Below are 24,766 nucleotides of genomic sequence, written 5' to 3'. Positions count from 1 at the left end.
ACAGTTTTATTAGTGCTCTGAAAGTCTTAATCCGTTAAAGGACCCCAAGAAATAACGGCCTTCAATAATTAAAACTGGTATCCCAATAATTGCCCCATTCTTTTTGGTATCTCAATATTGTTAAAGACGCCATCAAATCTTTCGCTGCCAGGCCCAAATGCAAAAATAGGAACCATATTTGCAGTGTGTCCCCCTGTGGAGCTTAATGCCCTAATCCTGCTGCTATTTATTCCAGCATTCATGTGCTGGGCAATGATGCTTCCAATTTCCCATGCTGCATGTTTAGAGGCGTACATTTGTCCCTTGTTGGCTTTTATTCTTAAATTAAAATCACTGACTTCCTTATCTGTTATCATAAGGCCGGCATAATGATAAAAAGCACTTTTAACACTTTCGGCAGTAAATTCCCCTGTATTTGGATCGAATATAAGTTTACTTGCCATAAATTCCGGTGACACTTTTATTCTTTTATAAGCCTCTATATTTATTGGTTCAGCTGCTGAAACTCCCATTGTTTCATGATCAGCAGTTACTACCACAAGTGTATCTCCCCGTTTTTCTGCCCAATTAACTGCATACTTAACCGCCTCATCAAATTCTATTAATTCACGCCAAATTCCTGGTATGTCGGAAGAATGAGCGGCATGGTCAATCCTTGCTCCTTCAATCATTACGAAAAATCCCTTATTGCCTGCCGATAATGTTTCAATACCTTTCTGGGCCATTTCATTTAAGGTAGGCTCCTTGCTTCCTGCCTCTTCCCTGTCCTGCATATAAGTCATATAGGAAGAATTAAATAAACCAAGCACCTTACCACCTTTCACGCTGGCAAGCTGATTTCTATCGGTAACATAACTGTATCCATTTTTGCGATACTGATTTACAAGATCTAAACCGTTTTGATTTTTCGGCTCGAAAAAATCACCTCCGCCGCCAAGAATGACATCCACCTGGTTTTTTAATTGCTGACGGGCGATTTCAGGCTGGCCACTCCACCTATTGGTTACACTTGCAGTGAATCCTGCTGGTGTAGCGTCTGTTACAAGACTGGTTGAAATGACTCCTGTTTTTTTTCCATCCTTTTTGAAAAGATCAAGGATGCTGGGAACCTCTTTTCCATCTGGTGTTACTCCTATCATCCCGTTATTGGTTTTTCTGCCAGTTGCTAAAGCCGTGGCGCCTGCAGCAGAATCGGTTACAAAGTTATTGGCAGAATAAGTCCTGGCTAGGCCTGCATGAGGAAGTGTCTGCATAAACAGAGTCCCTTCTTTGCCATATTCGAATAAACGGCCAATTTCAAGCTGACCGATGCCCATTCCGTCCCCTATCATATAAATAATATTTTTTGGCTTTTGGAGCTGTGGATTTCGAGGTGCTGCTTTTGCCGTGTTAGCTGGGCTGCCAGCTAACACGGTAATTCCAGTGATTAGTAAGGAAATAAAAAAACGCTTTACTATTTTTCGCATTTTCCTTCCTCCAATTTTAATTATTTACCCATAAGTTTCCTTGAATGAAGAATAATCATTCATAGACATTGTTTTAAGGAAATTCCACCCTAACCCAAAAGGCTGCCCCTATGGGACAGCCTTTTACAATTCAGCTAACATTTTCTTTGTTGATACTTTCATTAATAAATTCAATAAACTGATCCACAATTTTAGCATCCCATTGTGTGCCGCGCCCCTCATGAAGGATGTGGCAGGCTTTCTCCTGTGGCATCCCTTTACGATAAGGGCGATCTGAGGTCATTGCATCAAAAGAATCCGCAACAGCAATAATTCGGCCGAACAGTGGGATCTCCTTACCTGTTAATCCATCAGGATATCCCTTACCGTCCATCCGTTCATGATGTGAACGAACTCCAGGGAGAAAGTCAGCAATTTCACTTATTGGGTGAACTTGCTTTAAAATGTTTTCTCCAATTACAGGGTGGGCTTTTATTAAATTAAACTCTTCATCAGACAACCTGCCATCTTTGAGAAGAACATTGTCAGGAACACCTATTTTTCCTATATCGTGCAGTAAGGCAGTTTTATATAGAGCTTCAATTGAGTCCTTTGGTAAATCTATTTTGATGCCTATTCCTTTTGAAAAATCCGCAACCCTAACTGAATGTCCTGATGTATATTTATCTCTTGCATCTAAGGCTGCCGAAAGAACCATTAAAAAACTTTCGAGCATCATTTTATTTTTAGCATCATGTTTTTCCAGCTCATGAATCATTTTATTAAAACCATTAAATAAGTCGGAAAACTCATCCGTATAGACATTCTCCATGTGGATGTAATTTTGTTTTTCAACTTCACCCATCATTTGCTGAAGCTGTAGAATTGGTTTTTCAATATCTTTTGCCATAATTCTAGAAATTAAAATCGAGTATCCAATCGTTATGATCAGAACAACACCGGCCCATTTCCAAAAAACAGAGGGATTCATTCCGCTTACCTGCTGAATTTTCACCTGGGCAGAAAGAAGAAACAAAATTACCGGGAATATTCCTATTAATACAATAGCAGTTCCAAGTTTTATATTGATGGGAACCCTGATTTGAGATTTTAAAGGTAGAACAGGCAAAGAGACATTTTGATTTAAAAATAAGATAACTGGCTGAATCGCTTTAATGGTTAAAAAGTATTCTATTAACGCATGCATAGAGGCTATAATTAATGAAGCTGCCGAGGCATAAACAACATAAATATAGGAAAAGTTTAATAACCCATTATAAATAAGCAAAAGTGAAATGGAGGCGGCGGGAACAGAAAATCCAAAAAGATGAGGCCCCATTATTCTTTTGGCTGTTAATTCAGGAAATTTCAAAAGCTGGTAATATGCACTTTGCGTCAATTTTGGATTTTTAAAATGATTGTCAAAAGCCTTCTTTATGGGATTTCTTTGTTTCATAAAAAATAAAAATTCGCATACAGCCATAACGGTCAACGATCCCGCAATAATAGCTATCAAAAGCAGGCTTTCTGTATGATTTATATTTATACTCATAAACATTGGAATTCCCCCAGCAACAAAAACAGCCAAAAAGGAACCAACTATATAATTTAAAATTAAACGCTGGATAAACTGTCTATATTCCTTCATATTACTCCTACTGATTAATTTGAGAATTTTTTTCAATTTTACCATTAAAAGCAGCCGTTGAATAGTTGAGTTTATTCCACCCGATGTATCTTCCCTAAAACATCAGCCCCGCCTGTTACAGGAATAACACTGCCCGTGATAAAACCTGATTGGTCATCTGTTAAGAATGCTATGACTCTCGCAACGTCCTCACCTGTCCCTGTACGTCCCACAGGTGCAGCCATTTCTTTATCTTCGCAGGCGTCAGCAATCCTCTTTTCCTTCCACTCATTAATGATATCACCAGGACAAACCATGTTAGCGGTTATGCCAAACTCTGCTTCTTCCAAAGCAATTGATTTTGTAAGTGAGACAAGTCCAGCTTTAGCTGCCGCGAATACCGAGCGATAAGTCCAGCCTGGTGCGGTCTCAGCTCTGTCAAATCCCATTGTAATGATTCGTCCCCATCCCCTTTCTTTCATTCCAGGCAGCAGGCTTTTTGTTAATAAAAAGACAGAAGATAAATTCCCATGCAATAAATAATTCCATTCCTCTGCCGTATATTCTGCCATTTTTTTTCTTTCGTGGATATAGGGGCCTGCATTATGGATAAGAACATCTATACAAGAATATATGGAAAGTACCTCCCGGACTAACCTTTCGCAATCCTCCGGTTTTGAAATGTCACCTTTATGTATAGTCGCTTTAATGCCGAATTTTCCACTTAATTCCTTTGCCAGTGTCCTTGCTTTATTCCCGCTGTTTCTGTAATTGATGGCAACCGAAAACCCTTTTTCAGCTAAAAGATAAGCTGTCATTTTACCTATTCCGGATGCTCCTCCCGTAATAAAAGCGGTTCTGCTCACATTAAATACCTCAAATCCTCTTTATTTTCTTTCCTTTATAGTAAAAAGTTATTTACTTTAATGCAAATATTAACGATATCCTAATGGTTTTGTTTTCCTGACTTTTAAGGAAAGAAGTTTTTATAACGGATGGGCGTGTCATTGCATAGTATGGGATATAAAGTTATGAAAAGGGCAAACCGCCTGTCTGGCCAATTAGCTTATGGTCAGACGCAAGAACAGAAATTGGGATCATCTAATTTTGATCCAAAAAAAGGATGTGAAGGGATGCAAACTGTTATCAATATTTTCAGCCTGAAAATTAACAGTGTCTCCAACAATGGTTCTATTAATATTGGCGAAGCTCTTCATAACGCACATACAGCAAATTCGAAATCTCAAGGCCAAAATTCATCCTACGGAGACTACGCTCCCCCTACTGCAGCCATGGAAAATGTATTTATTGATCCGGACGTTAACGATATGGGTGATATCGCAAATCCGGCCAATGTCAATTCAAATCAAATGTAAAAAGGATTGAATCCAATGCCTTTTCAGATTAATATTTTCAACATCAAAACGAACGCTATTAATAATAATGCAAACATTTCCCTGGGCCCTGCTGTCCATAACAGCCATACCGCCAATTCCAAGTGGGTTGGTGCAAATTTAGGATTTGGAGACCTGTCGCCTACTGGCCAGTTTTCGACTAACGGAGTTGGAGACTTTGATATAAGTGATCAGGATCAAATTGCGAACCCCTCTTCACCGATTTCAAACCAATTTTAGTTTTAGATCTGAAAGGAGACCAATAAGATGTTTCCGTGGAATATCTTCCCTTTTAATAAAGATATAAAAAACATGATGGGCCAAATGAAGCCGGATGAAATTGATTCTTATGTCAATAATCTTCTTGAAAAAATGCTTCCGGGAAATATGAGGGGGATGACGAACCCACAGGATCTTTTCTCAGGAATGAATTTCTCTGGCCAGCAGCAGCCGGCAGCTGCATCTGCACCTGGTGCCCTAAACTCTTCTTCGTTTGAAACACATGATTTTGTTTTTGTCAGAATCCCTCTTAAAAATGAGGAATGGATAAAACAGCTCAAGCTGTATCATACGACCAACCAGCTCATAATCGAACATATCCCTGAATTTGATGATAAGCATACGATTCCTCTGCCTGCGATAGTCAGGAAAAAAGGCTCCTCTGCCAATTTTAAAGATGGAACACTTGAAATAAAACTCCCAAAAAATATCGATATGCAGTTTTCAGAAATTGATGTTAATGAAATTTTATAAACATCAATTTTTTTTGCATTTTTTTAGATTCTAAAAATAAGATAGATTAGCAAATCATCTTAAGAGGTGGTTTTTAAATGGAAATGGATAAGTTAAAAAAATGGCTTGATCTCGCCCAGCAATACCAATCGGATGACTTCTGGAAATCTGTGTTTGATGAAAAAACAGGCAGTAACCCCATTAACCGGACTAAATCTGCTCATGGCTTCAACAGCCAGGATATTTTGCCTAAATGTGACTTATTTGAAAAAGACAATTACCTCATCTTAATTGCTGAAATGCCAGGATTAAAAAAAGAGGATTTTCAGCTCTCTATCCAGGAGCAAACTCTGACACTATCTGGTGAATTCGTTTCACTTGAACAAAATCTCAGGTACTTTATGAAAGAAAGACCAAGCCGTAAATTCGAGAAAAAAATCAATCTCCCGTATCCTATCTTGAAAGAACAAATTCATACGGAACTTGATAAAGGAATTTTCAAATTAATTGTTCCAATTAACAAGGAAGATATGGAGGATATCCCCATTTCATTTGGTGAATAAACACCAGAATAGAGGTAGTTATGCGATTTCCTTTCCGCTTTCTTCCATCTCAAAAAAAATTACTCGAAAAGCTGTCGGATATCGAAAAGAAAATGAATACCATAGAAAAAATCTCTGAAATTGAAAAGAAAATGACTGGACTTGAAAAGCTTCCAGATATTGAGAAGAAAATGATTGCTATTGAAATTCTATTAAAATCAGCAATGCATGAAAAGTGGCAGCATTACACACCAATAAAGCCACCCCCTTCTGCCGCTCCTCCAGATGAAATGCCATCCATTAAGATTGATAATATAAATGTAGATAAAATTATCATTGAAAAGCTTGATTATGCTAATAATTTCGGACAGCTAGGAATAAAAGAACTCACTGGAAAGCTGAATATCGGAACGAGTTATGAAGGGGATATTTCAAAAGAGGCAGCAAAAATATTTAAGAAAAAGCTGGAGAGCAAATCAGAAAATGGCTCAGAAAATGAACCAGATAGCAAATTAAAAGATAACCCAGATAGCAAACCACAAAATACTGACGAATCATCTTCAAAGATAAACTTTCGGCCACGGAAAGAATAAAAGGCAAAGTGCTGGATTTCTGCACTTTGCCTTTTTGTAAATTGGAATTACTTCCCAATGAACTCTTGTGTCCAATAGTTACCCTTGGCTACATATCCAACACCAATATTTGTGAAATTAGAGTTTAATATATTTCTTCGATGTCCTTCACTGTTCATCCAGGCATTCACTACCTCTTCAGGAGTTTTTTGCCCCATTGCGATATTTTCACCAGCAGAAGTATAAGAAATACCATACTTTTTCATCATATCAAAAGGTGACCCGTAAGTTGGGCTAGTATGATCAAAGTAATGATTTGCCTGCATATCCTTTGACTTATCTCTTGCCATTTTGCTTAATGCAAGATCAACTTTAAGTGCTGGCAGACCATTCTTGGCCCTTTCCTGATTCGTTAAATCGACAACTTTTTGCTCATAGGCACTAAGCTGGCTGGAAGTTTGTACTGCTGGTACCGGCTGAGCTGGTGCAGCAGTTTTGTTTGTGCCTGGCTTTTGGACTGAAACTTCTTGTTTTGCCGGTGCAGGTACTTTAATCTGGTTGGCCTGCCGAGGTACTGACTGCTTTATAGGAGTATCATTGAAACTCCACTGGATACCTTGTTCTTTGATAAACTTTTCTAAAAAGCTATTTATATCGTTATTATTAAAATTGGAAGATTGATAGTAGTATACTTTTTCCTTCGTTGCTGTGAGGTTATTTGCAGCCGCATCTGCCTTGTGAATTCCCGGGCTGGCAGCCAATAAAGCTGCAGTTGCTGCTGTTCCGATTAATGCTTTCTTTTTCATCTCTTTTTCCTCCCCTGCTTGCGTTTCTCTTTTTCGCTACTAGCTTACCATAGCTTTTTTGTAATATTTTAGGAAGGAAAAGGAAATGAATTTTTTAAGAGATATTTAGAAGTATCTTTCTTGAAGTTTTCACTCAAATTATCCAGTAGATTCGAATGTTGAACTGTTTTTAAATAATTTGTTCATTTCCAAACAAAAAGGAAGGTATTTTCACACCTTCCATAAATTATCATGAATAAAGGGTTGACAGGTTTTTATGATAACCGGGTTTATAACTAATTTTTCATTTCTGTAACGTTTTTTACTTAATATTTTTATTAAAAGGCTCGGTTTTAGAAAAAGCTTAAAATTGAAATATAGATTATAATAAAAAACTTACACTGTTAGAGTTCTTCCATTACTTCATTATGCATCCTGATAAGGGCAACCTTTTCTTCAACTCCTATAGAGGAGTCGAGTATTCTTTTTGAAGCTAAATAATATTTCTCGTACTTTCCCTTTCGAACTCGGGGATGAGAGTTTTCATCGAGGAGCTCCCTTTTAATCGCTTCCTTCAAAATAGCTTCACTGCCTTCCATTCCCTCTAGAAGCCTGTTATTCCAAATCGAGCGGTAATACTTCAATAGTTTATCAAAATCCACCAATGTTCACCTCTGTTTCTCTCTGCTTTGCCTTCTAGCATTTTTACATATTTTGCAGCAGAATTGCAAAAAATACATATTAATCTTTTATTTGGAAGGAGATTTATATGTCTACACCTTACCGCTGTCCCAATTGCAAAACGAATCGGAGCAGATTTAATTTAATCCAGCAGCTTCCACATCCAGTAAAGATGGACCCAAATTCGGGAGAAATAGTTCAGGAATATTCCCAAAATGATCTAGATCCTTTTCATATTCCCTATAAAGGGCCTGAATTAAAGGTACAATGTGGGGTCTGTGGGTTAGTTGAAGATGAACGAACGTTTATTAAATTTGGCGAGCAGCAAATGTAATAATCTAAAACACCTCCCGGATAACCGTCTGGGAGGTGTTTATTTTAAAATTTCCTCTTTTAAAAAGGAAGAATCAACTTTCCAGGAATCATATGGGACTAATCGAACAACATTTATTTCCCCCTGGAATTTTTCTGCCCCCTTGCCCCTAAGCTGCATATCAAGGGTAATGGGAACCGTAAGGATGATCTGCTCTTTGATATCCTCTTCGGGAAGAAGAGGCATTCCTGATATCCGAATATTTTCAATCTCATCAAAAACACTATTCCATTTCAAATCCTGTAAAGATGTTAAAGAAACAATGTCACTATCATGCTGCTTTATTCCCGCAATAAAGGCAGATATCACTTCATAGGGCCCCTGTTTCGCGATATGGCTCTTTAATTTTCCAGCTGCCTTAAGAATCATTAATTGATGTGATAAATCCATAAAATTAGATCGATGTGTCGTACTCCCATAAAAATGAATGCAAAAATGGCCGGGAAAATTATTCTGGAGTGCTCCAGCCCCATGAGGCATTCCGTGCATAGATGCTGCAATTCGTTTACCTTTATAAGGTATAAAAATGGCCCTTCTCTTCCAGCTCCACTTACCGTCATAAATACCTTTCATAATTTTTGTGTCCTTTGCAGACAATGGCTGGACATCTGCATGACGGCTTCCTGCCCGCCTCTGAACTCGAAACTTCTTTCCTGTATTCATATCAATAACAGTGAATTTGGAATACCGGGGCAATGTCTGATTTGCTTCTTCCCATTTCATCAATATCCCTTTTTCTTGTTTCTTTTCCCCTGCATCTCCTATTCCAGGAAAAGTGAAAAAGATAAAACCAGATAAGATTAAAGGGATATAAATCCTTTTCATTTTCTTCACCTTAATTCGCTTTTTTTATTTATCTATAAAAGTTTTACCTAAGGTGAACTCAGACATGCATTTTAAAATGGTAAAAAGAAAAACCCCGTCGTTACGGAGTTCTTTTCATCACTTATTTTTGGGAGAAATACCCCCAAGTTGTGCCAATTGCTCCTCTATTTTCTCCCAGTCTATTCCTTCGCCTATAAAAACCAGGTTTAGTGGGATATTAATATATTCCTTCATATAAAGTGGCATTCCATAAGAAAACTGAAAAAGATACGGTTTATCGGAATAGGGAAATTTAATGTAACCTTTGATTCGGTAAATGGAATCTGGTAAACCTCGTAAAAATTGTTCGAATTCATCCTGGTTTATAGCAGATTTGAATTGATAAACAAAAGTAGATAGTTTTAAATCCTTCTGAGTCACCGGAATAACATCCGACCTTCTTGCAGAAAGCTGCAGCTTCTTTAATTGCTCAACAGGAACCTTGGAATGGGTTGTAAGCAGGCATTGTGAGGCCGGGTTAATACTTTGAATTTTATAGGTGATGGAGGCCTGCTGGGAATCTGTTAATTCATCCATTTTATTAATAATAACAAAATCAGCGTGCCTTACCTGCTCCAGCAAAAGTTGCTGAAGCTGTGGACTCATTGATTTACGATTCAGCCATCTTGACCCATCTACAGTTGTAATAATTCCTTTTACGTTTAGCTTCTCAGCAAACAAAGGAGACAGCACAGAATCAAGAACCTCAATAGGATGAGCAGCCCCGGTAGTTTCAATATAAATAACTTCTGGTTTTTCATTCATTAGAAGCCCCTGCATCTGTCCCTCTAATTTATCTTGGATTGTACAGCAAATGCATCCTCCAAGTAATTCTTTTAATGCAACATCTTCATCTACTGCTTCAGAATCGATTGAGACTGCTCCCAGCTCATTCATCATTACAGCTACTTTGCGGCCGACTTTATGTTCATTTTCGAGGAGCCGTTTTAATAAGGTAGTTTTCCCGCTTCCAAGAAAGCCAGACAAAATGTATACTTCTGTTTTCATTTCGATTAATTCCTTCCCTATTCTTCCTGCCTGCTATCTTCCAGCATTTCTGTCAGAAGGGCTGAGACAGTGGCTTCTATTTGTGAAAGACTCCTGTTTGTAAGGTATCCGGTCATTTGAAGCCATTCACTTTTACATTTCCACAGCGGAATATATCCATCGGGGTAATACTCCCCCTCATGTTCCAGGCCTATTTCGATAAAGGATTCATAATCCTCTTCAAAGAGATCGTCTTGATCAGCAGATTTCCCTTTGCGGATTCTTATTACATCAACCAAAAGACCTTTCCCTAGCTGAAACTTTTCAAAATATATAGCTTTATATTTTTCGCATATTTTTTGGCATTCATTTTCCAGGAGAAGGATTTTATCTTTAAGCTGGCTGTCAAAATCAACAATTTGCTTCATCTTGTCACCCCACCCGGTTTATTTTGTTCATTGAATCTTAAATCATCCTTTTTTAGCTTATGCCCTTTTCTAACATCCTAAAAGATAATTTTAATTCATTTTTTAGTTCCATACAAACAATTGAGAACTGATGATTAGCAGGAACTGAATTCGCTTTAAAAATGGGTAAAAGATATTATACTAAATAAAATTCCAATACAAAAATATTAGGGCAATTTTTGTTTTTTGGATTAACAGTCCCCGTACATTTTCTTATAATATACTAAAGCTATTCAGAAAGGGATTTTCATCATGCTATATGAAAATGTAAATCCTCCTTCACTGCCACGGTTTATGTCTAATCCCACACATGATTCATTTGCCGAAATCCTCTTTAACAATACGGGTGAATCTGATTTTCTCGACTTTAAGATGAAGTGGATTGAATTTACCAAACTTGCGAAACACATGCTTGCTATTGCTAATTCCGGTGGAGGCTGTATTATTTTTGGGGTGAGCCAGACAGATGACGGCTCTATCCTGCTGAATGGTTTAAGTGATGAAGAGTATATGGACAAAGCAGACGTTGATAATAAACTTGAACGTCTTCTGCCTAAGAATTTGAAATTTAGGACTGAAGATTATCACTTTATCCATAACGGCCCCCCTTTACTGAAAAATAAAAGGTTTCAGTCACTCCTTATTGAATATGACCCTAAATATGTTCCCTATACATCAGTACTTAGTAAAAACGAGCTAAGATATGGTGCTATTTATGTTCGCCAAGGAACCAAAACCGTTGAGGCAACAAATGAAAAACTAATAGAAATAGTCCTAAGGAAAGTACAGTCTGGCGGATCAGGTGTAAATGATTTTACTCTAAAGGATCATTTAGAACAATTAAGAGAGCTTTACGAGGAGCTTGCCAAGCAAACAGGAGCAGAATATATTCTTTTTTTAAAAGAGCTTATTGAACAGAAGAAAATTAGAATACTGCAATATCTGGATTTAATTTCAACAGTTTAAAAATATGGCTTTTACTATTAGAAAGACTTGGCATTCTCCAAGTCTTTTTTGAGGGATACACTAGTTTTTCTTATCACGCTCAAAACGGCACATCCTCGAAAAAGCTATGCTTTTTCTTCGTGCGAGGCAAAGCTGACGTAGCTTTCCTTGTCCTGTGCCTTTCGCCTGACTAGGACTTGCTCGGAAAAGCTAGTGCTTTTCCTTCGTGCGATGATATTGCTGACGAAGCCTTCCTTATCCTGTCCGTCTTGCGTTCAGAATTTATGAATATAAATTCTGATTAGCTAAGAAAAAACCCGGAAGCTCTGGCTTCCGGGTCTAAAATATCCATTTTTATTTTTTCATTCGTTCTTTTAAGACTTCAATTGCCTTGTTTAATTGAGTATCATTTTTAACGATTTTCTCTCTAAGTAAATCCATAAGCTTTAGAGATGACTTTCCGCTTAATACTCCGTTTGTATCAAGCTTGTTATCCTTTTGGAATTTAATAACTGCAGCCTGGGTTTTTTCGTCAAAGAAACCATCTTCCCGGCCTGGGTCATATCCGATTGCTTTCAGCATTTTTTGTGCTGTTTTCACATCAGTTGATGTATCGGATAGTTTCATGGCTTTTTCCGGATTGATGACCTGCAGATTCGCATATTCTGGAAGTGGAACATCGAAATCCGGTTTTATTCCTTTTTTATGAATCCAATTTCCATTAGGTGTAAGCCACTTGGCCATTGTAAATTTAAGATTGGATCCATCCGGGAAGTCCTGAGCTGTTTGGACAGTACCTTTACCGAAAGATTTTTCACCAATAAGCGGAACTCCTGCTGACTCTTTAACAGCTGAAGCAAGAATCTCTGAGGCGCTGGCACTGCCTTTATCAATTAAAACGACAAGAGGCAATGTAGGATTACCATCATTTTGGGAAGTATATTCTTTCACTTTTCCGTTTCGGTCTTCCACTTTAAATAAAATCTTTCCTTTTGGAACAAATAAGCTTGAAATATTTACAGCCTGATCCAGCAAACCGCCTGGATTTTGGCGTAAATCTAAAACAAGTCCTTTCATTCCCTTTTTCTGGAGTTCATTTAACTTTGCTACAAGCTCTTTTGATGAATTAGTAGAGAAGTTTGTCAATTGGACCTTCGCCACTCCATCGCCAACCATTTCACCATATACTGTTTCAATCGGGATTTCATCACGGATAATTGGTACCTTTGTATTACCCTCTGTGCCCGGACGCTGAATTGTAAGCTGTACCTTTGTCCCTTTTTTCCCTCTAATAAGCGTTACCGCTTCGGAAGAGCTCATTCCCTGCAGGCTCTTGCCATCCACAGATAAAACGATGTCGTTTGGCTTTAACCCTGCTTTTTCAGCCGGAGAACCTTTTATAGGTGAGACTATGATGATGTGTCCATCCTTTTCCTGGATTTCGGCACCAATGCCCTCAAATGAAGAAGAAATAACTTGATGAAATCCTTTTGATTCCTCATTGTTCATATAATCCGAGTATGGATCATCAAGTGATTCAACCATTCCATTAATAGCACCATTCACAAGCTTCTTTTCGTCTAATTTTTGATAATAGCCATTTTGAAGTGTGTCAAAGGCAGTATAAAGTTTATTGAACTCAGGCCTGTTTGTATTAATTGCAACTGTTTTCTCTTTGCCTGATCCAAGTGAGAATGCTGTTATGCCAGCAGTGAGTAAGACTGTTAGCAGCAAAATCAAGGATAATTGCCATTTCTTCAGCCGAATTAATCCCGGCTTTTTTTCAGGTGTCTCCTGTCCCTGATCAACCTTTTGTTCTTCCAAATCATTCACCACTTTCGTAACCTTCATGTCATATGTATTAAAATCCTTACTGATTAGAATAACATTCTTAATAGAAAATTAGCAAAGAAAAGTTCATGAACAATTTATTAAAAAATCATGAGAAAAAAGAGGAATACCGAAGTACACCTCTTTAAATTTTTCTTACCTCTTTAAAATATTCCTCGAGGGTCCAGTTCCTTTTATATATCTCTCTGGCAGCCTTAATACCAACATAACGAAAATGCCATGGTTCAAATTCATAAACCGTCACACTTTCTTTCCCTTTAGGGTAGCGGAGGATGAAACCATATTTATGGGCATTTTGAGCGAGCCATTTTCCTTCTTTTGATTTGTCATAGGCCTGAGTTAAATCAAGATGCTGGGATGGAGAAGAAATATCCATGGCTAGGCCAGTCTGATGCTCACTGGTTCCTGGCACAGCTACAGCTTGTTCCGCCTTTTCTCTGCCTACATGATAGACTTCTGCATCAAACAAGGTTTTTTGGCGGGCATATGACCGGTATCCGGACACAGCATATAGCTCCACTCCTGCTTTTTTAGCATCACTAAACATCCTCTCAAGTGCCGTTGCAGCTTCCTGGCGAATATAACTTTTTTCTATTTTTTGTGCTCCAAACGAAAAAGGAACATTTGGACGAACGAGATCTGCTGGTGTATAATTCTCCGGCAAAGCGAAGTCTTTATTTACCAGTGCTAAAATATTATCTGGATTTTGTATAACTTTTTTCCCATTTGCCACTTTGATTTTATTAAAATAAGCTGCTTGGAGCACTGGACCTCCAATAGTTGCCTTTTTATTTTCGTTATTATTGCCAGTGTTTTTTTTATGCTGCCCGCTTTCGTTGTCATTCGTAAATGGCAGCTTGTTTATGAGCGGCTCAAGCTTGCCGCAGCCCGCTAAAAGAATGCTGCATCCGATAATAACTAAAAACTTTCTCATTATAATTTCACCTGGTTCAAATAGATTTTTTGACAATAAATCTATTCTAGCATAGATTGACATGGAATCCAGAGGACTTTGGACTTACCAATAATGAAGAAAAATATGGAAAAGAACATACACGAATTAAAGTCCTTTCATCTGTAAAATTGTCCTTAATGAAGAAAACTCCTCCCAAAATAGGAGGAGTTCGTAATTTATTCCTTAATAGCGGCTTCAAGTGCTACTTCAATCATATCATTGAATGTTAGCTGGCGTTCTTCTGCAGTGGTTTCTTCACCGGTTAAAATATGGTCACTTACAGTTAATATTGAAAGAGCTTTACGTCCAAATTTAGCCGCAAGAGTATAAAGAGCGGTCGTTTCCATTTCAATGGCCAAAATCTGATATTTAGCCCATTTTTCATGATCGGCATTATCATTATAAAACTGGTCAGCTGTAAATACATTTCCTGCCTTCAGATTAAGACCCTTTTCTAGACCAGCATCGTATGCCTTTTTTAACAGGTCGAAATTCGCTGTCGGGGCGTAATCAATTCCACCAAAAGTCAAACGATTCATTTGGGAATCTGTAGAAGCTGTCATAGCAAGAATCACATCACGTACCTTTACATCTCTTTGAATCGCTCCGCAAGTTCCAACACGGATAAGGTTTTGTACATTGTAGCTTTGCATTAATTCGTTTACATAAATGGAGATAGAGGGAATACCCATTCCTGTACCTTGTACAGAAATTCTTTTTCCTTTGTAGGTTCCAGTGTAGCCAAACATATTTCTTACTTCATTATAACAGACAGCATTTTCTAAAAATGTTTCAGCAATATATTTTGCTCTAAGAGGGTCTCCAGGCAATAGTACTGTTTCAGCAATTTCATTTTCTTTTGCTCCAATATGTATACTCATAAATAGAATATCCTCCAGTCATTTAATAAATTGGTTAACTTGACCAATGAACAATCCAACTATACCACAAAGACATTTTGATTGAAAAACCTTTCCTGTCTGCTTCATGTTTTTTTGTTTTAAGGAAAAGCTATATATAGGCTTTACTGCAAAAGCCGTGTTCATGCTTCCTTTATAAGGGGAAGTAAGTTTTTCTCGTGAATTCCATATTGAGCGGGAGGGGTAACAATGGGAAAAAAACACCGAAATCGCATAAATGGACAAAAGAAGAATAATCATATTCCGCCGGAAGCCATCGAGGCGGAACATAACGCTCATGCAAAAGAATGGACTGCAGCTGGCGGGAGAAAGAATAAAGTTTAAAGAAAATATAAACAAAAAAGAAGGTATTCCTATTGTGAATACCTTCTTCCTGCAAGCGGATACTTTTTCATCTAATATGAATTCGATTAATCGTTTTCCATCCATCGGGCTGTAATCGATAATAAAATTGGCCAAATTTACCCTGATCAATCATAATAATATCCCCAGTGGTTAAAAATCTTCCTTTATAGTCACCCGGCATTGAATCAGAGACATTAAATTTTTTAAATACCTTTTCGAGGCAATCATTATGCCCCTGGCCAAAGACTAAAGTTCGATATACTTCACGGTATCCTTTATTTTGTCGGAAGCTCGGAGTCTGGAAAATGGTCACATCGTAATGGACAGCTGCTTTCTTGGCGAGAAATTTAATCACGTTAACCCCTCCAAATATTCTGTTAGCTCTTTTGTATAAAGTTAAACAGCTGCCCATTCGTTTCCTTCATCAAAATTCCACTATTTTTGTCGAATACAAATCTGCTGTTAAATCAGGAGAATTTTTCAATTGCTCTTTCCAGGATGTCAGGTACTACTGAAATATCAGAAGGAGACATAGTAAGACTTATATGGGTCTCATCCATTTCCAGGGCATATGACAATAGGCCAGCAAGCACCTCGCTCTTCGGTCAACTTGTAAAAGAACGTTGATATTTCCATTTCCAGCAGGGATAAATGCAACTTCCAATTCATCCAAAAGGCCACGGAACCTTCCTGAAGCAGGAACAAACTCAAATTCCTGAATAAACGGCGTTCGCCCTCTCAATCGTCTCGGAGCCTCCTGACAATCCGCTTCCCTTAAACGGAAACCTAGGTTTTGGGCGGAATGGAGTACTGCAGCCATTAGATTTGTTGGGATTACTTTTATATAGTCCTGGTCGCTGGGATCCATGGCTTTTTTGATATCAAGCCCTGTTGAAAGCCAGATTTTTGTTCTTCCTATCGTAATAGGAGTATCCTCAGGCAGCTTAAAGGAAAAAGGAAAAGATCTTTCTTCACCAGCCCTGATAATAAACGGAGAAGCAGCAGCCATCCTTTCAACGCAGGCTGAAACATTATATTTTCGATCATTCGATTCTTTCATATAAGTTGTGTGTACTGACAGAATAATCTCGTCAATTTCCTGATCCACACTTCCTCCTTTGACAAAAATAGAGCCCTTCATGGTTTCTCCCGGCGTGTAAGTATCTTTTTCCAATTTGGTATCAACAGATGCCGCCCCTATTCCCACACTGGCAAAAACTTTATTGAAAAATGACATATACTTTCTCCCCCTTACTAAAATATCTTTCTATGTTTACTTATTGATACATACGATGTGCAGCCTGAAAGGTTTCAAAAAAGGAAGGCTGACCGTAAGAAAAGCGCAAGCGCCGTACAGCGAAGCAACTGCCTGAGTAAACTTCCTGTAACGGCTTCTCTGAATAGACGACATGCAGCTTTGCGACGAGTTGAACATAAGCTTCTTTGAAAAAGCTGTGGCGCAGGAGCACTTGAGTTCGATGTTGACTTATCGTAGGGAGAAGCGGGATGGATACTAGCTGCACCAAGTATCACCTGCGGTCATACTTGAAGCAAGATATTCAAAGAAGCTTTTCAAAGGTGAAAACTCGCTGGGCGCTGGTGCTAGACAATTTAAACGGTAAAACTTTCTTTTTACTTTCTTAACCATTAAAAAAGACGAAGCCTGCTGCTCCGTCTTTTTTGTGCTTATAACCGATAGTTGCATAATTATGGAGTTTATAACAATGAAAGATTATCTATCCCTTGCAGATTAACCTTCTCCCTCAATTTCTTCATCGATAATACTTTTCTCAATTAAGTATTCGAAGGTGATGTCTGCAAGTTCCTCAAGCTCCTCTTCGGAGGGAACGTAACCTCTTTTCGTAAGCTGATGAAAGAAAAATTCCGCAATTTCTTCCGTATCAATAAATACTTCAATTTCTCTCATAGCATCTCCCCCTTTTTACTGAATGTATGAAGGACCAAGCTTTTTCATGCTATTTAAATAGAAAAAGCGTATACATTCAATGCTCCGATTCTTAAATTTTCACTATCTTATTCTATTCATTTTAGGACAAGCATATATTGAAACACAAATCATTGAATTGGAGCGGATGTTATGAAAGGGTTTAGAGTACTAGTAGAAAATTTAATTCAGGATGCAAACAACGATGAAGGCTTCTTGATTCCCCTTTTTGGAAACTTTACAGACCTTCTTTTTATAATAATTAAATGGGGTTGTATCCCTTTCTTTTTATATGTTCTATTATCATTTTTCCACATGAATTAAACGTGACTTTTCCCATCATTATTCATTAGGCTTTGCAATTTTCTTACAACCACCCTCATTACATGGTAATACTCCTGGTCATGGAACATTTCGTATAATATACGGTAATCATTATAAATATCCAAAAGATGGTCGATTAATTGCTGCCGGTCTTTTTTTCGGTCCATCTCTTCCCTTTCAGCCTTCCTGTAGCCCTGTGCAGGCTTTTCTAAGTTGACTTTCTTTTTCTGCTGCTTATTGATTGGATGCAATAGGCCAAGTTTCTGAATAAACGTATCGGCACTTTCCGAATCAGCAATAAGGGTTAACTCCTCTTCGTTTGCTTCAAGCCATTCCCCATCGCTAACCCGTGATAGTTCATAGATCACATCTTCCCATGCATCCTCTTTGTAACGCCAAATCTCCGTGCGGAAACCTACAACTTTAAAAAGCTCCGAACCATAACCCGTTACCTGAACTAAATCCCCAAAGAAAAATTTATATTCTATATCTATATGTTCCTGTTCAACCACACTGCCCTCATACTCTGATAGCAATTGAAGGCCAGATTCAAGGTATAGACCTTCACTGTTATTGACTTCATAAACATACTTATCTTCCAGCCATTTTACATCGGTAATTTTCCCGACTGTCCCATACATGGTTATCACGACTGTATCACCGATCTTATATTTCGGCTTTTTGCTTTTATCCATATCCTCCATCCTCTCAATGATGAGCCGTGAAAATTGATTACAATAGTATATGCATAGGGATGGAGGACGCGACGTATAAGAAAAGAAAAAATCGCCTTCTTATGAAAAGAGGCGATCATCATTTTACTTATATTTTTATTTTTTTTTAGCCTTCAATTGAGATATACAAATCCCAGGCATCATCGAAAATAGCCATACTTTCTAAATACTGTCCGTTTAATTCCAAGTAAGAACTTATTTCTTCGTAATCATAAGAATTCTTTGGAAAGCTATGGTCTAGATAGGCATCATTTGCAAAGCGGCTGATATTATCCGGAGGTTTCGGATGACGGTATTTCATTAAAAAATGATAAAATGATTTACTCATATAAAACGCCTTTCTTTCTTGCCCGGACAAACCCGGACTCTCTAGTTTATATATTATAACGAATTTTTCTGCTCCGTCCATATTTTAAAACTTTATCCTCTGCCTCCGAAATCCTATTCCTCGCCGCTGAAATCAAAGTAGTTTCTTTTTAACAAGCGTGGTTTTTCCATTAATTCACTATAACTTACACTTCTGGAGAGTTGTTTGGTATTAATCAGAAACAGTTGGTCCTCAATTTCCTTTACGGTGTCTGCAGTTTGATAGGTCATTCCACAATCTCCGCAACAAACCGTTGGAGTGTCTATGATTTCAATTGCCCTTGTTCCATCAGGAAGTTCCCAGTACACCTTTTTTGTTTCAATTTTAAAACTAGGACTCCCGCACCATTCACATAGACTGGCCATTTTTATTCCTCCTCACTCTTTTGCTGAAGTTTCTCCCTCCAATTTTGGCAATTTAGGCTGCTGGGTTGTTTTTTCACTTTGCGCTTTAAACTTCTTCTCTTTCAGCTCATCCCTTTTTTCACGCTTATCTTTTAAAGACATATGACCTGGATCATGGGCATATTGCTCCCTGCGGTTTAGTCGAGCCAGCCCCTCAGGCACAAGATTAAATTGGCTTTCATTCATTATCGAGGAGATGCCCACGTTTGATCTTTTTTCCTCCATGTTTGGGTAAACCTGCTGAAAGTAATCTTCTGCTTTTCCTGAGGTATAATTTTCTGGCTCAGGATAAGAAGTTATTACTCCCTCAAAATTACGAAGAACCACCTTACTGGCACTTTGTGAAATGAGGTAATTTGGCTGAAGTGAAATTTTTCCGCCACCGCCTGGAGCATCAACAACAAAGGTTGGAACCGCATATCCCGATGTGTGTCCCCGTAATCCTTCAATAATTTCAAGACCTTTTGAAACGGGCGCCCTGAAATGCCCAATTCCTTCAGATAAATCACATTGATAAATATAGTATGGTCGGACTCGAATCTTTACAAGGTCATGCATTAACTTCTTCATAATAGGGACACTGTCATTTATTCCTGCAAGGATTACTGACTGATTTCCAACCGGAACCCCTGAATTTGCGAGCATTTCACAGGCCCGTTTAGAATCTTCGGTAATTTCAATTGAAGTGTTAAAATGTGTATTCAGCCATACCGGATGATATTTTTTTAGAATATTGCACAAATTTTCGGTAATTCTCTGAGGAAAAACAACAGGGGCTCTCGTACCTATTCTGATTATTTCCACATGGTCGATTTCTCGCAGGTTTTTTAATATATATTCGAGGATGTTGTCATTAATGAGCAAACCATCACCGCCGGAAATTAAAACATCGCGTACTTGCGGTGTATTAGCAATATATGAAATCGCGGCATCCAGCTGTTTTTTTGGCACTCCCATCCCTATTTGACCTGAGAAGCGCCTTCTGGTGCAATAACGGCAATACATTGAACATTGGTTCGTTACCAGGAACAAAACACGATCAGGATACCGGTGTGTAAGCCCCGGAACAGGCGAATCCTCATCTTCATGGAGAGGATCCTCCAGGTCATACTTTGTTTTATAAATCTCTTTAGAAATGGGAACTGACTGCATACGGATTGGGCATCGCGGATCATCTGGATTCATAAGTGAGGCATAATAGGGTGTTATATTGAGAGGGATCGTTTTTGTCGAAATCCTAACCCCCTCTTCCTCTTCTGGAGTCAGGTTTATAACCTTTTTTAAATCTTCTAAAGTTCTTACTGTATTTGTAAGCTGCCAGATCCAGTCATTCCACTGTTCCTCTGTAACGTCCTTCCACAACTCTATATCCTTCCAATGCCTTTTAGGCTTATATAAATCTTGTTTCATAATTAATTCCTCCTAATACCCTTTGCTTAACTCTTTGCAATTTTCATGCCAACTTTTATTTAGGGCATTTTATTGATTAAAACGCTGTTAAAGATTTTTTAAAATAAAAAAACCGCCGGATTTCCGGCAGTCTGGGTTAGGAGGATTAATTAAATTTTTGTCTTCAATTTTCACTTAAAAGATCTGAGTATTTGTTTATTTTGTATTGAAGTGTTTGCCGGGGAACTTCAAGCAATTTCGCTGCTTGATTGATATTTCCTCCTGTCTTTTCCAAGGCACTTTCAATCAACTTTTCTTCAAGGTTCCTAATATTCTTTCTTAGTGAAAGAGATTCTGCACTGATTTGAAGTTCTTCAGATGGAAGCGATTTGTTCTTTAACATTATGGGCAAATCACTAAATGCAAGCTTTTCCTCTTCGCATACATTCATCATATATTCGAGCGAATGCTTCAGCTCCCTGACATTTCCCGGCCATGGGTATTGAAGAAACAAAATCTCCACTTCCCTCTCAATTCCACTAACAGCTTTCCTTAAATCGTTATTATACATTTTTATAAAATAGTCTGTTAGGAAAAGTATATCATCCTTTCTCTCTCTTAGCGGCAATAGGGAAAATGTGAATACATTTAATCTGTAATACAGATCTGAGCGCAGTTTTTTTTCCTGAAGAGCCTGGCTCGGATGTTCATTCATTGCAGCAGCTACACGAACATTTATGGATATATTATGTGAACTGCCTACTCTCCTGACAGTACCCTCTTCAAGTACTCTTAACAGCTTTGCTTGCAGCTCTATCGGCATGGTGTGAAGTTCATCAAGAAAAAGTGTACCTCCATCAGCAAGCTCAAATAACCCTTTTCTTTCGATTGCACCGGTATAACTGCCCTTGGCAGTACCAAACAGGATACTCTCCAAAAGAGTTTCCGGTATAGCAGCACAGTTTTGCGCGATAAAAGGACCATCCGATCTGCGTGATGCTTCATGTATTCCCTGAACAAACAGTTCTTTTCCTGTTCCGCTTTCGCCATATACCAAAATGGGTGAATCGGCCTTGGCTAGCTTCATAGCTTCTTCTTTGATTCGAATAAATTCAGGGTTCACTGTCATTAAGTCACTAAACGTGTATTTGACGTTTGTACCCGGCCGCCCGTTTTTTTCTATGTTAGAAAAACCTTTTTGCAGCTCCAGCAGTCTCTCTGCTAAAAGCTTCATCCTGGAATAATCCTTCGCAATCTCGACTGCTCCAATAACTTTATTTCTCACAAAAATCGGAAGGGTTGTATTCATGGTTTCAATTCTGTTTCCATGCTTATTAACATAAACCTGTGTCTGGTTATAAATAGGCTTTTGTGTTCTAATAACACGCAGCAAGGTACTGGAATTTTCAGTCAGAGAAGGAAAAGCCTCAATCAGGGGTCTTCCAAGGACTTCATCTATCGTAAGACCATCATGCTTTGCAGCCACTTTGTTATAAAAAATAGTTTTACCCTCCGTATTAACGGCATGAATGCCCTCATCAATGCTTTTTAAAATGGCTGATAATACTTCCTTTGTCATGTCTGCTATTTGTACCATCTATATCACCCCCTTAAAAACTATATGAAGGAGATGCCGAAAAATTGTCACTGTTTGCCCATTTTCTGTCACTCTGCCAAATTTCGAACCCAGACGTTCATATTTTCAAGCTTGTCATATATATAACAGTTATTCATGAGTCTTCCCTGATACCGGTAGCCAAGCTGATGCAGCACCGCATTCATACCGAAGGATAGTGCCCTTGCGATGGAATAGGAGCAATAAATTCCTCTCTCAAGCAGCTCTCGCTCCAGCCGCTTCAATAAAAACTTCATTAATCCGTGCTGTCGATACTCAGGAAGGGTTGCACAATCGGTCAATTCTGCATTTTTATAAAAATCATTTATTTCAGCAGATGCGGCACTAATGATTTCATTGCCATCCATATAAATAAAGTAAACGGTTCCTTCACTCATTGTTTTCTTAATATATTCAGGCTGTTGAAGGGGTGTGGGATATATTTTGAACACATTCCCGTATAAAGTGGCGAGTTTTTCCGCATGACGTTCTTCAGCCTTTATAAGAGCAAATTTTGCAGGAGGATGAGATATCTCCTTTGGTTTATTTAAGTGAACAATACTATTAACCATTCCATCTTCTGTAATCCAGTGATCATTCTTTTTTCTCTCCGGACTATAATATTTCGTGAAAAAGTAGGCATCTGTTCCGCGAAAATATCCGCCAATCTTCGCTTCAAGCACGTACCCAGCTTCAAGTAGATGGCCGATGTGCTCCGGCCTCCCTTTAACAATCAATTTTTCGGCCTGGCTTTCCTGAGCTAAATTCTCACATTTATTTAATAGTGCGGATAAATTGCCCCGATAATCATCAATCCGTACCCTTTTATTAAAAGGGTCCAAAAAAACTTCCATGTAATAGTTCTCTTTATTTAAATAAACGGTAGAAGATGGCTGATGCATGGGTTTCTCCTTTCTATCCTTTATATATGGCTTAAACTTAATTGTTGATTTTCGCTGCCGGCCTTCGCTTTTAACACAGCCAAATGATAAAAAACCAAATAAAATTGCCTTATATTTAAAAATGCCTGGCCTTAAAAAACGGCCAGGCATTTTTTCACAACAATATTATTCCGTCTTAAAGCTGATCAGCTTTAATTCAGTCATTTCTTCTACTGCATATTTAATGCCCTCGCGGCCCATTCCACTCAATTTAACTCCGCCATACGGCATTTGATCAACGCGGAAGGTTGGGATTTCATTTATCATGACCCCTCCCACCTCCAGCTTTTTCGCAGCTTTCAATGCTTTGTTGATATCATTGGTAAAAATCCCTGCCTGAAGGCCATATTTTGATTCATTTACCATGCCGATTGCTTCATCTACTGTTTTGAATTTATTAATATGAACAATAGGGGCAAAGGCTTCTTCACAGGAAACCTTGTCTTTTGGAGAAGCATTTAGAAGAACGGTTGGAGTAAACACGCCTTCTCTGGATTCTCCGCCGCTGGCTAAAACTGCCCCATTTTCAACTGCTTCATTAACCCAGTCTTTGGTACGGTCAAAATCATTTTTTGAAATCAGCGCAGAAATATCAGTATCTTCGTGGAGGGGATCACCTAATTTCAATTTACGGGTTTCCTGAAGGAAAAGCTCCACAAAGGTATCGAAAATATTTTCATGCACATAGATGCGCTGAACGGAGATGCACACCTGGCCCTGGTAAGCAAACGCTCCTGTAACAATGCGTGGTACAGCCTTTTCAAGGTTAACTCCTTCATCTACAATGACTCCCGAATTGGAACCAAGTTCAAGTGTTACCCTCTTCAGGCCGGAGTTTTCTCGAATATACTTTCCTACCTCCGGGCTCCCGGTGAAGGTGATCATTTTGATTCGATTATCCTTCATTAGAACGTCGCCAACCTTACTTCCGCTGCCGGAAACAACGTTTAATGCTCCTGATGGAAGTCCTGCTTCATGAAAGTATTCAGCAATTTTATAAGCAGAAAGCGGGGTTTGGCTGGCAGGCTTAAGAACAACTGTATTACCTGCGGCAACGGCAGGACCCACTTTATGGGCAACTAGATTCATAGGAAAATTAAATGGAGTAATGGCTCCAATAACACCCAGCGGCTCTCTTACTGTAAAAGCGAGCCTTCCTTCGCCTCCCGGTGCTGCATCCATAGGTACCGTTTCACCATGAATTCTTCTTGCTTCATTGGCCGCAAATTTATAAGTCATGATGGTCCGGTCCACTTCTGTCCGGGCAGCTTTTATCGGTTTTGCTGCTTCCTTTGCAATGATACGGGCACATTCTTCTCTGTTATCTTTTAACAGGCCAGCAACTTTCTCGAGTATTTCTGCTCTTTGATGAGAGGTAAGCTCAGCCATTTTCAGAGTAGCTTCTTCAGCAGCCGAAATAGCATTCAGTACATCGTTTTCTGATGCCATTGCAACATCTGCTATTTTTTCCTGTCCAAAAGGTCCTTTTAATTCGTTGTACTTTTCTGTTTCGACGTATTGACCATTAATCCATAATAGCTGCTTCAAAACAAAAACCTCCC

The 24,766-nt window shown here is 38.5% G+C and carries 29 protein-coding genes; 8 read left to right on the top strand and 21 right to left on the bottom strand.

Annotated elements, in window-relative coordinates:
- Positions 1-68: 68 nt before the first annotated feature.
- From G8761_RS01775 to G8761_RS01765, 3 genes are all read right to left on the bottom strand, one after another.
- Positions 69-1,466: an alkaline phosphatase gene (locus tag G8761_RS01775; protein WP_166023038.1), complete on the bottom strand. Its 1,398-nt coding sequence runs from the start codon at positions 1,464-1,466 to the stop codon at positions 69-71.
- 130 nt (positions 1,467-1,596) lie between these two features.
- Positions 1,597-3,093: an HD domain-containing phosphohydrolase gene (locus G8761_RS01770; protein WP_166023036.1), complete on the bottom strand. Its 1,497-nt coding sequence runs from the start codon at positions 3,091-3,093 to the stop codon at positions 1,597-1,599.
- A gap of 71 nt (positions 3,094-3,164) precedes the next feature.
- Complete coding sequence (locus tag G8761_RS01765; protein ID WP_166023034.1) at positions 3,165-3,938, bottom strand: SDR family oxidoreductase; 774 nt, start codon at positions 3,936-3,938, stop codon at positions 3,165-3,167.
- Positions 3,939-4,205: 267 nt separating this feature from the next.
- Between G8761_RS01765 and G8761_RS01760 the strand changes: the two genes are divergently transcribed.
- From G8761_RS01760 to G8761_RS01740, 5 genes are all read left to right on the top strand, one after another.
- Positions 4,206-4,448: a spore germination protein gene (locus G8761_RS01760; protein WP_166023322.1), complete on the top strand. Its 243-nt coding sequence runs from the start codon at positions 4,206-4,208 to the stop codon at positions 4,446-4,448.
- Between the two features lie 15 nt (positions 4,449-4,463).
- Positions 4,464-4,706, top strand: coding sequence for a spore germination protein (locus tag G8761_RS01755; RefSeq protein ID WP_027321560.1), 243 nt, complete (start codon positions 4,464-4,466; stop codon positions 4,704-4,706).
- Positions 4,707-4,733: 27 nt separating this feature from the next.
- On the top strand, positions 4,734-5,219 hold the full coding sequence (locus G8761_RS01750; protein WP_166023032.1) for an Hsp20/alpha crystallin family protein: 486 nt from the start codon (positions 4,734-4,736) through the stop codon (positions 5,217-5,219).
- Between the two features lie 77 nt (positions 5,220-5,296).
- Positions 5,297-5,761, top strand: coding sequence for an Hsp20/alpha crystallin family protein (locus G8761_RS01745; RefSeq protein WP_166023029.1), 465 nt, complete (start codon positions 5,297-5,299; stop codon positions 5,759-5,761).
- Between the two features lie 20 nt (positions 5,762-5,781).
- Positions 5,782-6,333, top strand: a complete 552-nt coding sequence (locus G8761_RS01740; RefSeq protein WP_166023028.1) for a hypothetical protein — start codon at positions 5,782-5,784, stop codon at positions 6,331-6,333.
- Between the two features lie 47 nt (positions 6,334-6,380).
- Here G8761_RS01740 and G8761_RS01735 read toward each other — a convergent pair whose 3' ends face one another.
- Both G8761_RS01735 and G8761_RS01730 read right to left on the bottom strand, forming a co-directional pair.
- Complete coding sequence (locus G8761_RS01735) at positions 6,381-7,118, bottom strand: CAP domain-containing protein (RefSeq protein WP_166023026.1); 738 nt, start codon at positions 7,116-7,118, stop codon at positions 6,381-6,383.
- A 383-nt stretch (positions 7,119-7,501) separates the two neighbouring features.
- Positions 7,502-7,759, bottom strand: a complete 258-nt coding sequence (locus G8761_RS01730) for a hypothetical protein (RefSeq protein ID WP_166023024.1) — start codon at positions 7,757-7,759, stop codon at positions 7,502-7,504.
- A 107-nt stretch (positions 7,760-7,866) separates the two neighbouring features.
- On the opposite strand from G8761_RS01730, the gene G8761_RS01725 reads away from it, so the two are divergent.
- A complete protein-coding gene (locus G8761_RS01725; protein WP_166023021.1) occupies positions 7,867-8,112 on the top strand; it encodes a DNA alkylation repair protein in 246 nt (81 codons plus the stop codon).
- A gap of 39 nt (positions 8,113-8,151) precedes the next feature.
- On the opposite strand, the gene G8761_RS01720 is transcribed toward G8761_RS01725, so the two are convergent.
- From G8761_RS01720 to G8761_RS01710, 3 genes are all read right to left on the bottom strand, one after another.
- Positions 8,152-8,976 (bottom strand): hypothetical protein, encoded by an 825-nt coding sequence (locus G8761_RS01720; RefSeq protein ID WP_166023019.1) that lies wholly within the window; start codon positions 8,974-8,976, stop codon positions 8,152-8,154.
- A 117-nt stretch (positions 8,977-9,093) separates the two neighbouring features.
- Positions 9,094-10,023: a CobW family GTP-binding protein gene (locus tag G8761_RS01715; protein ID WP_166023017.1), complete on the bottom strand. Its 930-nt coding sequence runs from the start codon at positions 10,021-10,023 to the stop codon at positions 9,094-9,096.
- A gap of 17 nt (positions 10,024-10,040) precedes the next feature.
- Complete coding sequence (locus G8761_RS01710; RefSeq protein ID WP_166023015.1) at positions 10,041-10,430, bottom strand: hypothetical protein; 390 nt, start codon at positions 10,428-10,430, stop codon at positions 10,041-10,043.
- Positions 10,431-10,721: 291 nt separating this feature from the next.
- On the opposite strand from G8761_RS01710, the gene G8761_RS01705 reads away from it, so the two are divergent.
- The gene (locus G8761_RS01705) at positions 10,722-11,435 is read left to right on the top strand and encodes an AlbA family DNA-binding domain-containing protein (protein WP_166023013.1); all 714 of its coding nucleotides are present in this window, start codon (positions 10,722-10,724) and stop codon (positions 11,433-11,435) included.
- 333 nt (positions 11,436-11,768) lie between these two features.
- Here the strand turns inward: G8761_RS01705 and G8761_RS01700 are convergent, their stop codons facing one another.
- From G8761_RS01700 to deoD, 3 genes are all read right to left on the bottom strand, one after another.
- On the bottom strand, positions 11,769-13,265 hold the full coding sequence (locus G8761_RS01700; RefSeq protein ID WP_166023011.1) for a lmo1851 family serine protease: 1,497 nt from the start codon (positions 13,263-13,265) through the stop codon (positions 11,769-11,771).
- A gap of 124 nt (positions 13,266-13,389) precedes the next feature.
- A complete protein-coding gene (locus G8761_RS01695) occupies positions 13,390-14,199 on the bottom strand; it encodes a M15 family metallopeptidase (RefSeq protein WP_166023009.1) in 810 nt (269 codons plus the stop codon).
- A 197-nt stretch (positions 14,200-14,396) separates the two neighbouring features.
- Positions 14,397-15,101, bottom strand: a complete 705-nt coding sequence (gene deoD, locus G8761_RS01690) for a purine-nucleoside phosphorylase (protein WP_166023007.1) — start codon at positions 15,099-15,101, stop codon at positions 14,397-14,399.
- Between the two features lie 228 nt (positions 15,102-15,329).
- On the opposite strand from deoD, the gene G8761_RS27595 reads away from it, so the two are divergent.
- On the top strand, positions 15,330-15,464 hold the full coding sequence (locus tag G8761_RS27595; protein ID WP_275940676.1) for a hypothetical protein: 135 nt from the start codon (positions 15,330-15,332) through the stop codon (positions 15,462-15,464).
- A 67-nt stretch (positions 15,465-15,531) separates the two neighbouring features.
- Here the strand turns inward: G8761_RS27595 and G8761_RS01685 are convergent, their stop codons facing one another.
- From G8761_RS01685 to G8761_RS01640, 10 genes are all read right to left on the bottom strand, one after another.
- Entirely contained in the window at positions 15,532-15,840 is a 309-nt protein-coding gene (locus tag G8761_RS01685) for a YodL domain-containing protein (RefSeq protein WP_338000899.1), read from the bottom strand.
- Between the two features lie 186 nt (positions 15,841-16,026).
- On the bottom strand, positions 16,027-16,722 hold the full coding sequence (locus G8761_RS01680; RefSeq protein WP_338000898.1) for a sporulation protein: 696 nt from the start codon (positions 16,720-16,722) through the stop codon (positions 16,027-16,029).
- A gap of 513 nt (positions 16,723-17,235) precedes the next feature.
- On the bottom strand, positions 17,236-17,412 hold the full coding sequence (locus tag G8761_RS01675; RefSeq protein WP_166023003.1) for a YozD family protein: 177 nt from the start codon (positions 17,410-17,412) through the stop codon (positions 17,236-17,238).
- Between the two features lie 338 nt (positions 17,413-17,750).
- Positions 17,751-18,449, bottom strand: a complete 699-nt coding sequence (locus G8761_RS01670) for a hypothetical protein (protein WP_166023001.1) — start codon at positions 18,447-18,449, stop codon at positions 17,751-17,753.
- A gap of 145 nt (positions 18,450-18,594) precedes the next feature.
- Entirely contained in the window at positions 18,595-18,816 is a 222-nt protein-coding gene (locus G8761_RS01665; protein WP_166022999.1) for a YozE family protein, read from the bottom strand.
- Between the two features lie 113 nt (positions 18,817-18,929).
- Positions 18,930-19,220: a YokU family protein gene (locus G8761_RS01660; RefSeq protein WP_166022997.1), complete on the bottom strand. Its 291-nt coding sequence runs from the start codon at positions 19,218-19,220 to the stop codon at positions 18,930-18,932.
- A gap of 12 nt (positions 19,221-19,232) precedes the next feature.
- Complete coding sequence (gene kamA, locus G8761_RS01655; protein ID WP_166022995.1) at positions 19,233-20,669, bottom strand: lysine 2,3-aminomutase; 1,437 nt, start codon at positions 20,667-20,669, stop codon at positions 19,233-19,235.
- A gap of 163 nt (positions 20,670-20,832) precedes the next feature.
- Positions 20,833-22,245: a sigma-54 interaction domain-containing protein gene (locus G8761_RS01650; protein WP_166022993.1), complete on the bottom strand. Its 1,413-nt coding sequence runs from the start codon at positions 22,243-22,245 to the stop codon at positions 20,833-20,835.
- A gap of 68 nt (positions 22,246-22,313) precedes the next feature.
- Positions 22,314-23,165 carry a putative beta-lysine N-acetyltransferase gene (gene ablB / locus G8761_RS01645; RefSeq protein ID WP_166022991.1) on the bottom strand — a complete coding sequence of 284 codons (852 nt, stop codon included), beginning with the start codon at positions 23,163-23,165 and terminating at the stop codon, positions 22,314-22,316.
- A 165-nt stretch (positions 23,166-23,330) separates the two neighbouring features.
- A complete protein-coding gene (locus G8761_RS01640) occupies positions 23,331-24,752 on the bottom strand; it encodes an aldehyde dehydrogenase family protein (RefSeq protein WP_166022989.1) in 1,422 nt (473 codons plus the stop codon).
- Positions 24,753-24,766 lie beyond the last annotated feature (14 nt).

It is taken from the genome of Neobacillus terrae (assembly GCF_011393025.1).
GTDB classification, from domain to species: Bacteria; Bacillota; Bacilli; order Bacillales; family Cytobacillaceae; genus Neobacillus_A; species Neobacillus_A terrae.
This window is presented reverse-complemented; position numbering and strand designations above follow the sequence as displayed.

Excerpts from the sequence above, each read along its gene's own strand:
- G8761_RS01775 (WP_166023038.1), bottom strand. The coding sequence starts at position 1,466 with ATGCGAAAAATAGTAAAGCGTTTTTTTATTTCCTTACTAATCACTGGA.
- G8761_RS01770 (WP_166023036.1), bottom strand. The coding sequence starts at position 3,093 with ATGAAGGAATATAGACAGTTTATCCAGCGTTTAATTTTAAATTATATA.
- G8761_RS01760 (WP_166023322.1), top strand. The coding sequence starts at position 4,206 with ATGCAAACTGTTATCAATATTTTCAGCCTGAAAATTAACAGTGTCTCC.
- G8761_RS01755 (WP_027321560.1), top strand. The coding sequence starts at position 4,464 with ATGCCTTTTCAGATTAATATTTTCAACATCAAAACGAACGCTATTAAT.
- G8761_RS01750 (WP_166023032.1), top strand. The coding sequence starts at position 4,734 with ATGTTTCCGTGGAATATCTTCCCTTTTAATAAAGATATAAAAAACATG.
- G8761_RS01745 (WP_166023029.1), top strand. The coding sequence starts at position 5,297 with ATGGAAATGGATAAGTTAAAAAAATGGCTTGATCTCGCCCAGCAATAC.
- G8761_RS01740 (WP_166023028.1), top strand. The coding sequence starts at position 5,782 with ATGCGATTTCCTTTCCGCTTTCTTCCATCTCAAAAAAAATTACTCGAA.
- G8761_RS01735 (WP_166023026.1), bottom strand. The coding sequence starts at position 7,118 with ATGAAAAAGAAAGCATTAATCGGAACAGCAGCAACTGCAGCTTTATTG.
- G8761_RS01725 (WP_166023021.1), top strand. The coding sequence starts at position 7,867 with ATGTCTACACCTTACCGCTGTCCCAATTGCAAAACGAATCGGAGCAGA.
- G8761_RS01720 (WP_166023019.1), bottom strand. The coding sequence starts at position 8,976 with ATGAAAAGGATTTATATCCCTTTAATCTTATCTGGTTTTATCTTTTTC.
- G8761_RS01715 (WP_166023017.1), bottom strand. The coding sequence starts at position 10,023 with ATGAAAACAGAAGTATACATTTTGTCTGGCTTTCTTGGAAGCGGGAAA.
- G8761_RS01710 (WP_166023015.1), bottom strand. The coding sequence starts at position 10,430 with ATGAAGCAAATTGTTGATTTTGACAGCCAGCTTAAAGATAAAATCCTT.
- G8761_RS01705 (WP_166023013.1), top strand. The coding sequence starts at position 10,722 with ATGCTATATGAAAATGTAAATCCTCCTTCACTGCCACGGTTTATGTCT.
- G8761_RS01700 (WP_166023011.1), bottom strand. The coding sequence starts at position 13,265 with ATGAAGGTTACGAAAGTGGTGAATGATTTGGAAGAACAAAAGGTTGAT.
- G8761_RS01695 (WP_166023009.1), bottom strand. The coding sequence starts at position 14,199 with ATGAGAAAGTTTTTAGTTATTATCGGATGCAGCATTCTTTTAGCGGGC.
- deoD (WP_166023007.1), bottom strand. The coding sequence starts at position 15,101 with ATGAGTATACATATTGGAGCAAAAGAAAATGAAATTGCTGAAACAGTA.
- G8761_RS27595 (WP_275940676.1), top strand. The coding sequence starts at position 15,330 with ATGGGAAAAAAACACCGAAATCGCATAAATGGACAAAAGAAGAATAAT.
- G8761_RS01680 (WP_338000898.1), bottom strand. The coding sequence starts at position 16,722 with ATGTCATTTTTCAATAAAGTTTTTGCCAGTGTGGGAATAGGGGCGGCA.
- G8761_RS01675 (WP_166023003.1), bottom strand. The coding sequence starts at position 17,412 with ATGAGAGAAATTGAAGTATTTATTGATACGGAAGAAATTGCGGAATTT.
- G8761_RS01670 (WP_166023001.1), bottom strand. The coding sequence starts at position 18,449 with ATGGATAAAAGCAAAAAGCCGAAATATAAGATCGGTGATACAGTCGTG.
- G8761_RS01665 (WP_166022999.1), bottom strand. The coding sequence starts at position 18,816 with ATGAGTAAATCATTTTATCATTTTTTAATGAAATACCGTCATCCGAAA.
- G8761_RS01660 (WP_166022997.1), bottom strand. The coding sequence starts at position 19,220 with ATGGCCAGTCTATGTGAATGGTGCGGGAGTCCTAGTTTTAAAATTGAA.
- kamA (WP_166022995.1), bottom strand. The coding sequence starts at position 20,669 with ATGAAACAAGATTTATATAAGCCTAAAAGGCATTGGAAGGATATAGAG.
- G8761_RS01650 (WP_166022993.1), bottom strand. The coding sequence starts at position 22,245 with ATGGTACAAATAGCAGACATGACAAAGGAAGTATTATCAGCCATTTTA.
- ablB (WP_166022991.1), bottom strand. The coding sequence starts at position 23,165 with ATGCATCAGCCATCTTCTACCGTTTATTTAAATAAAGAGAACTATTAC.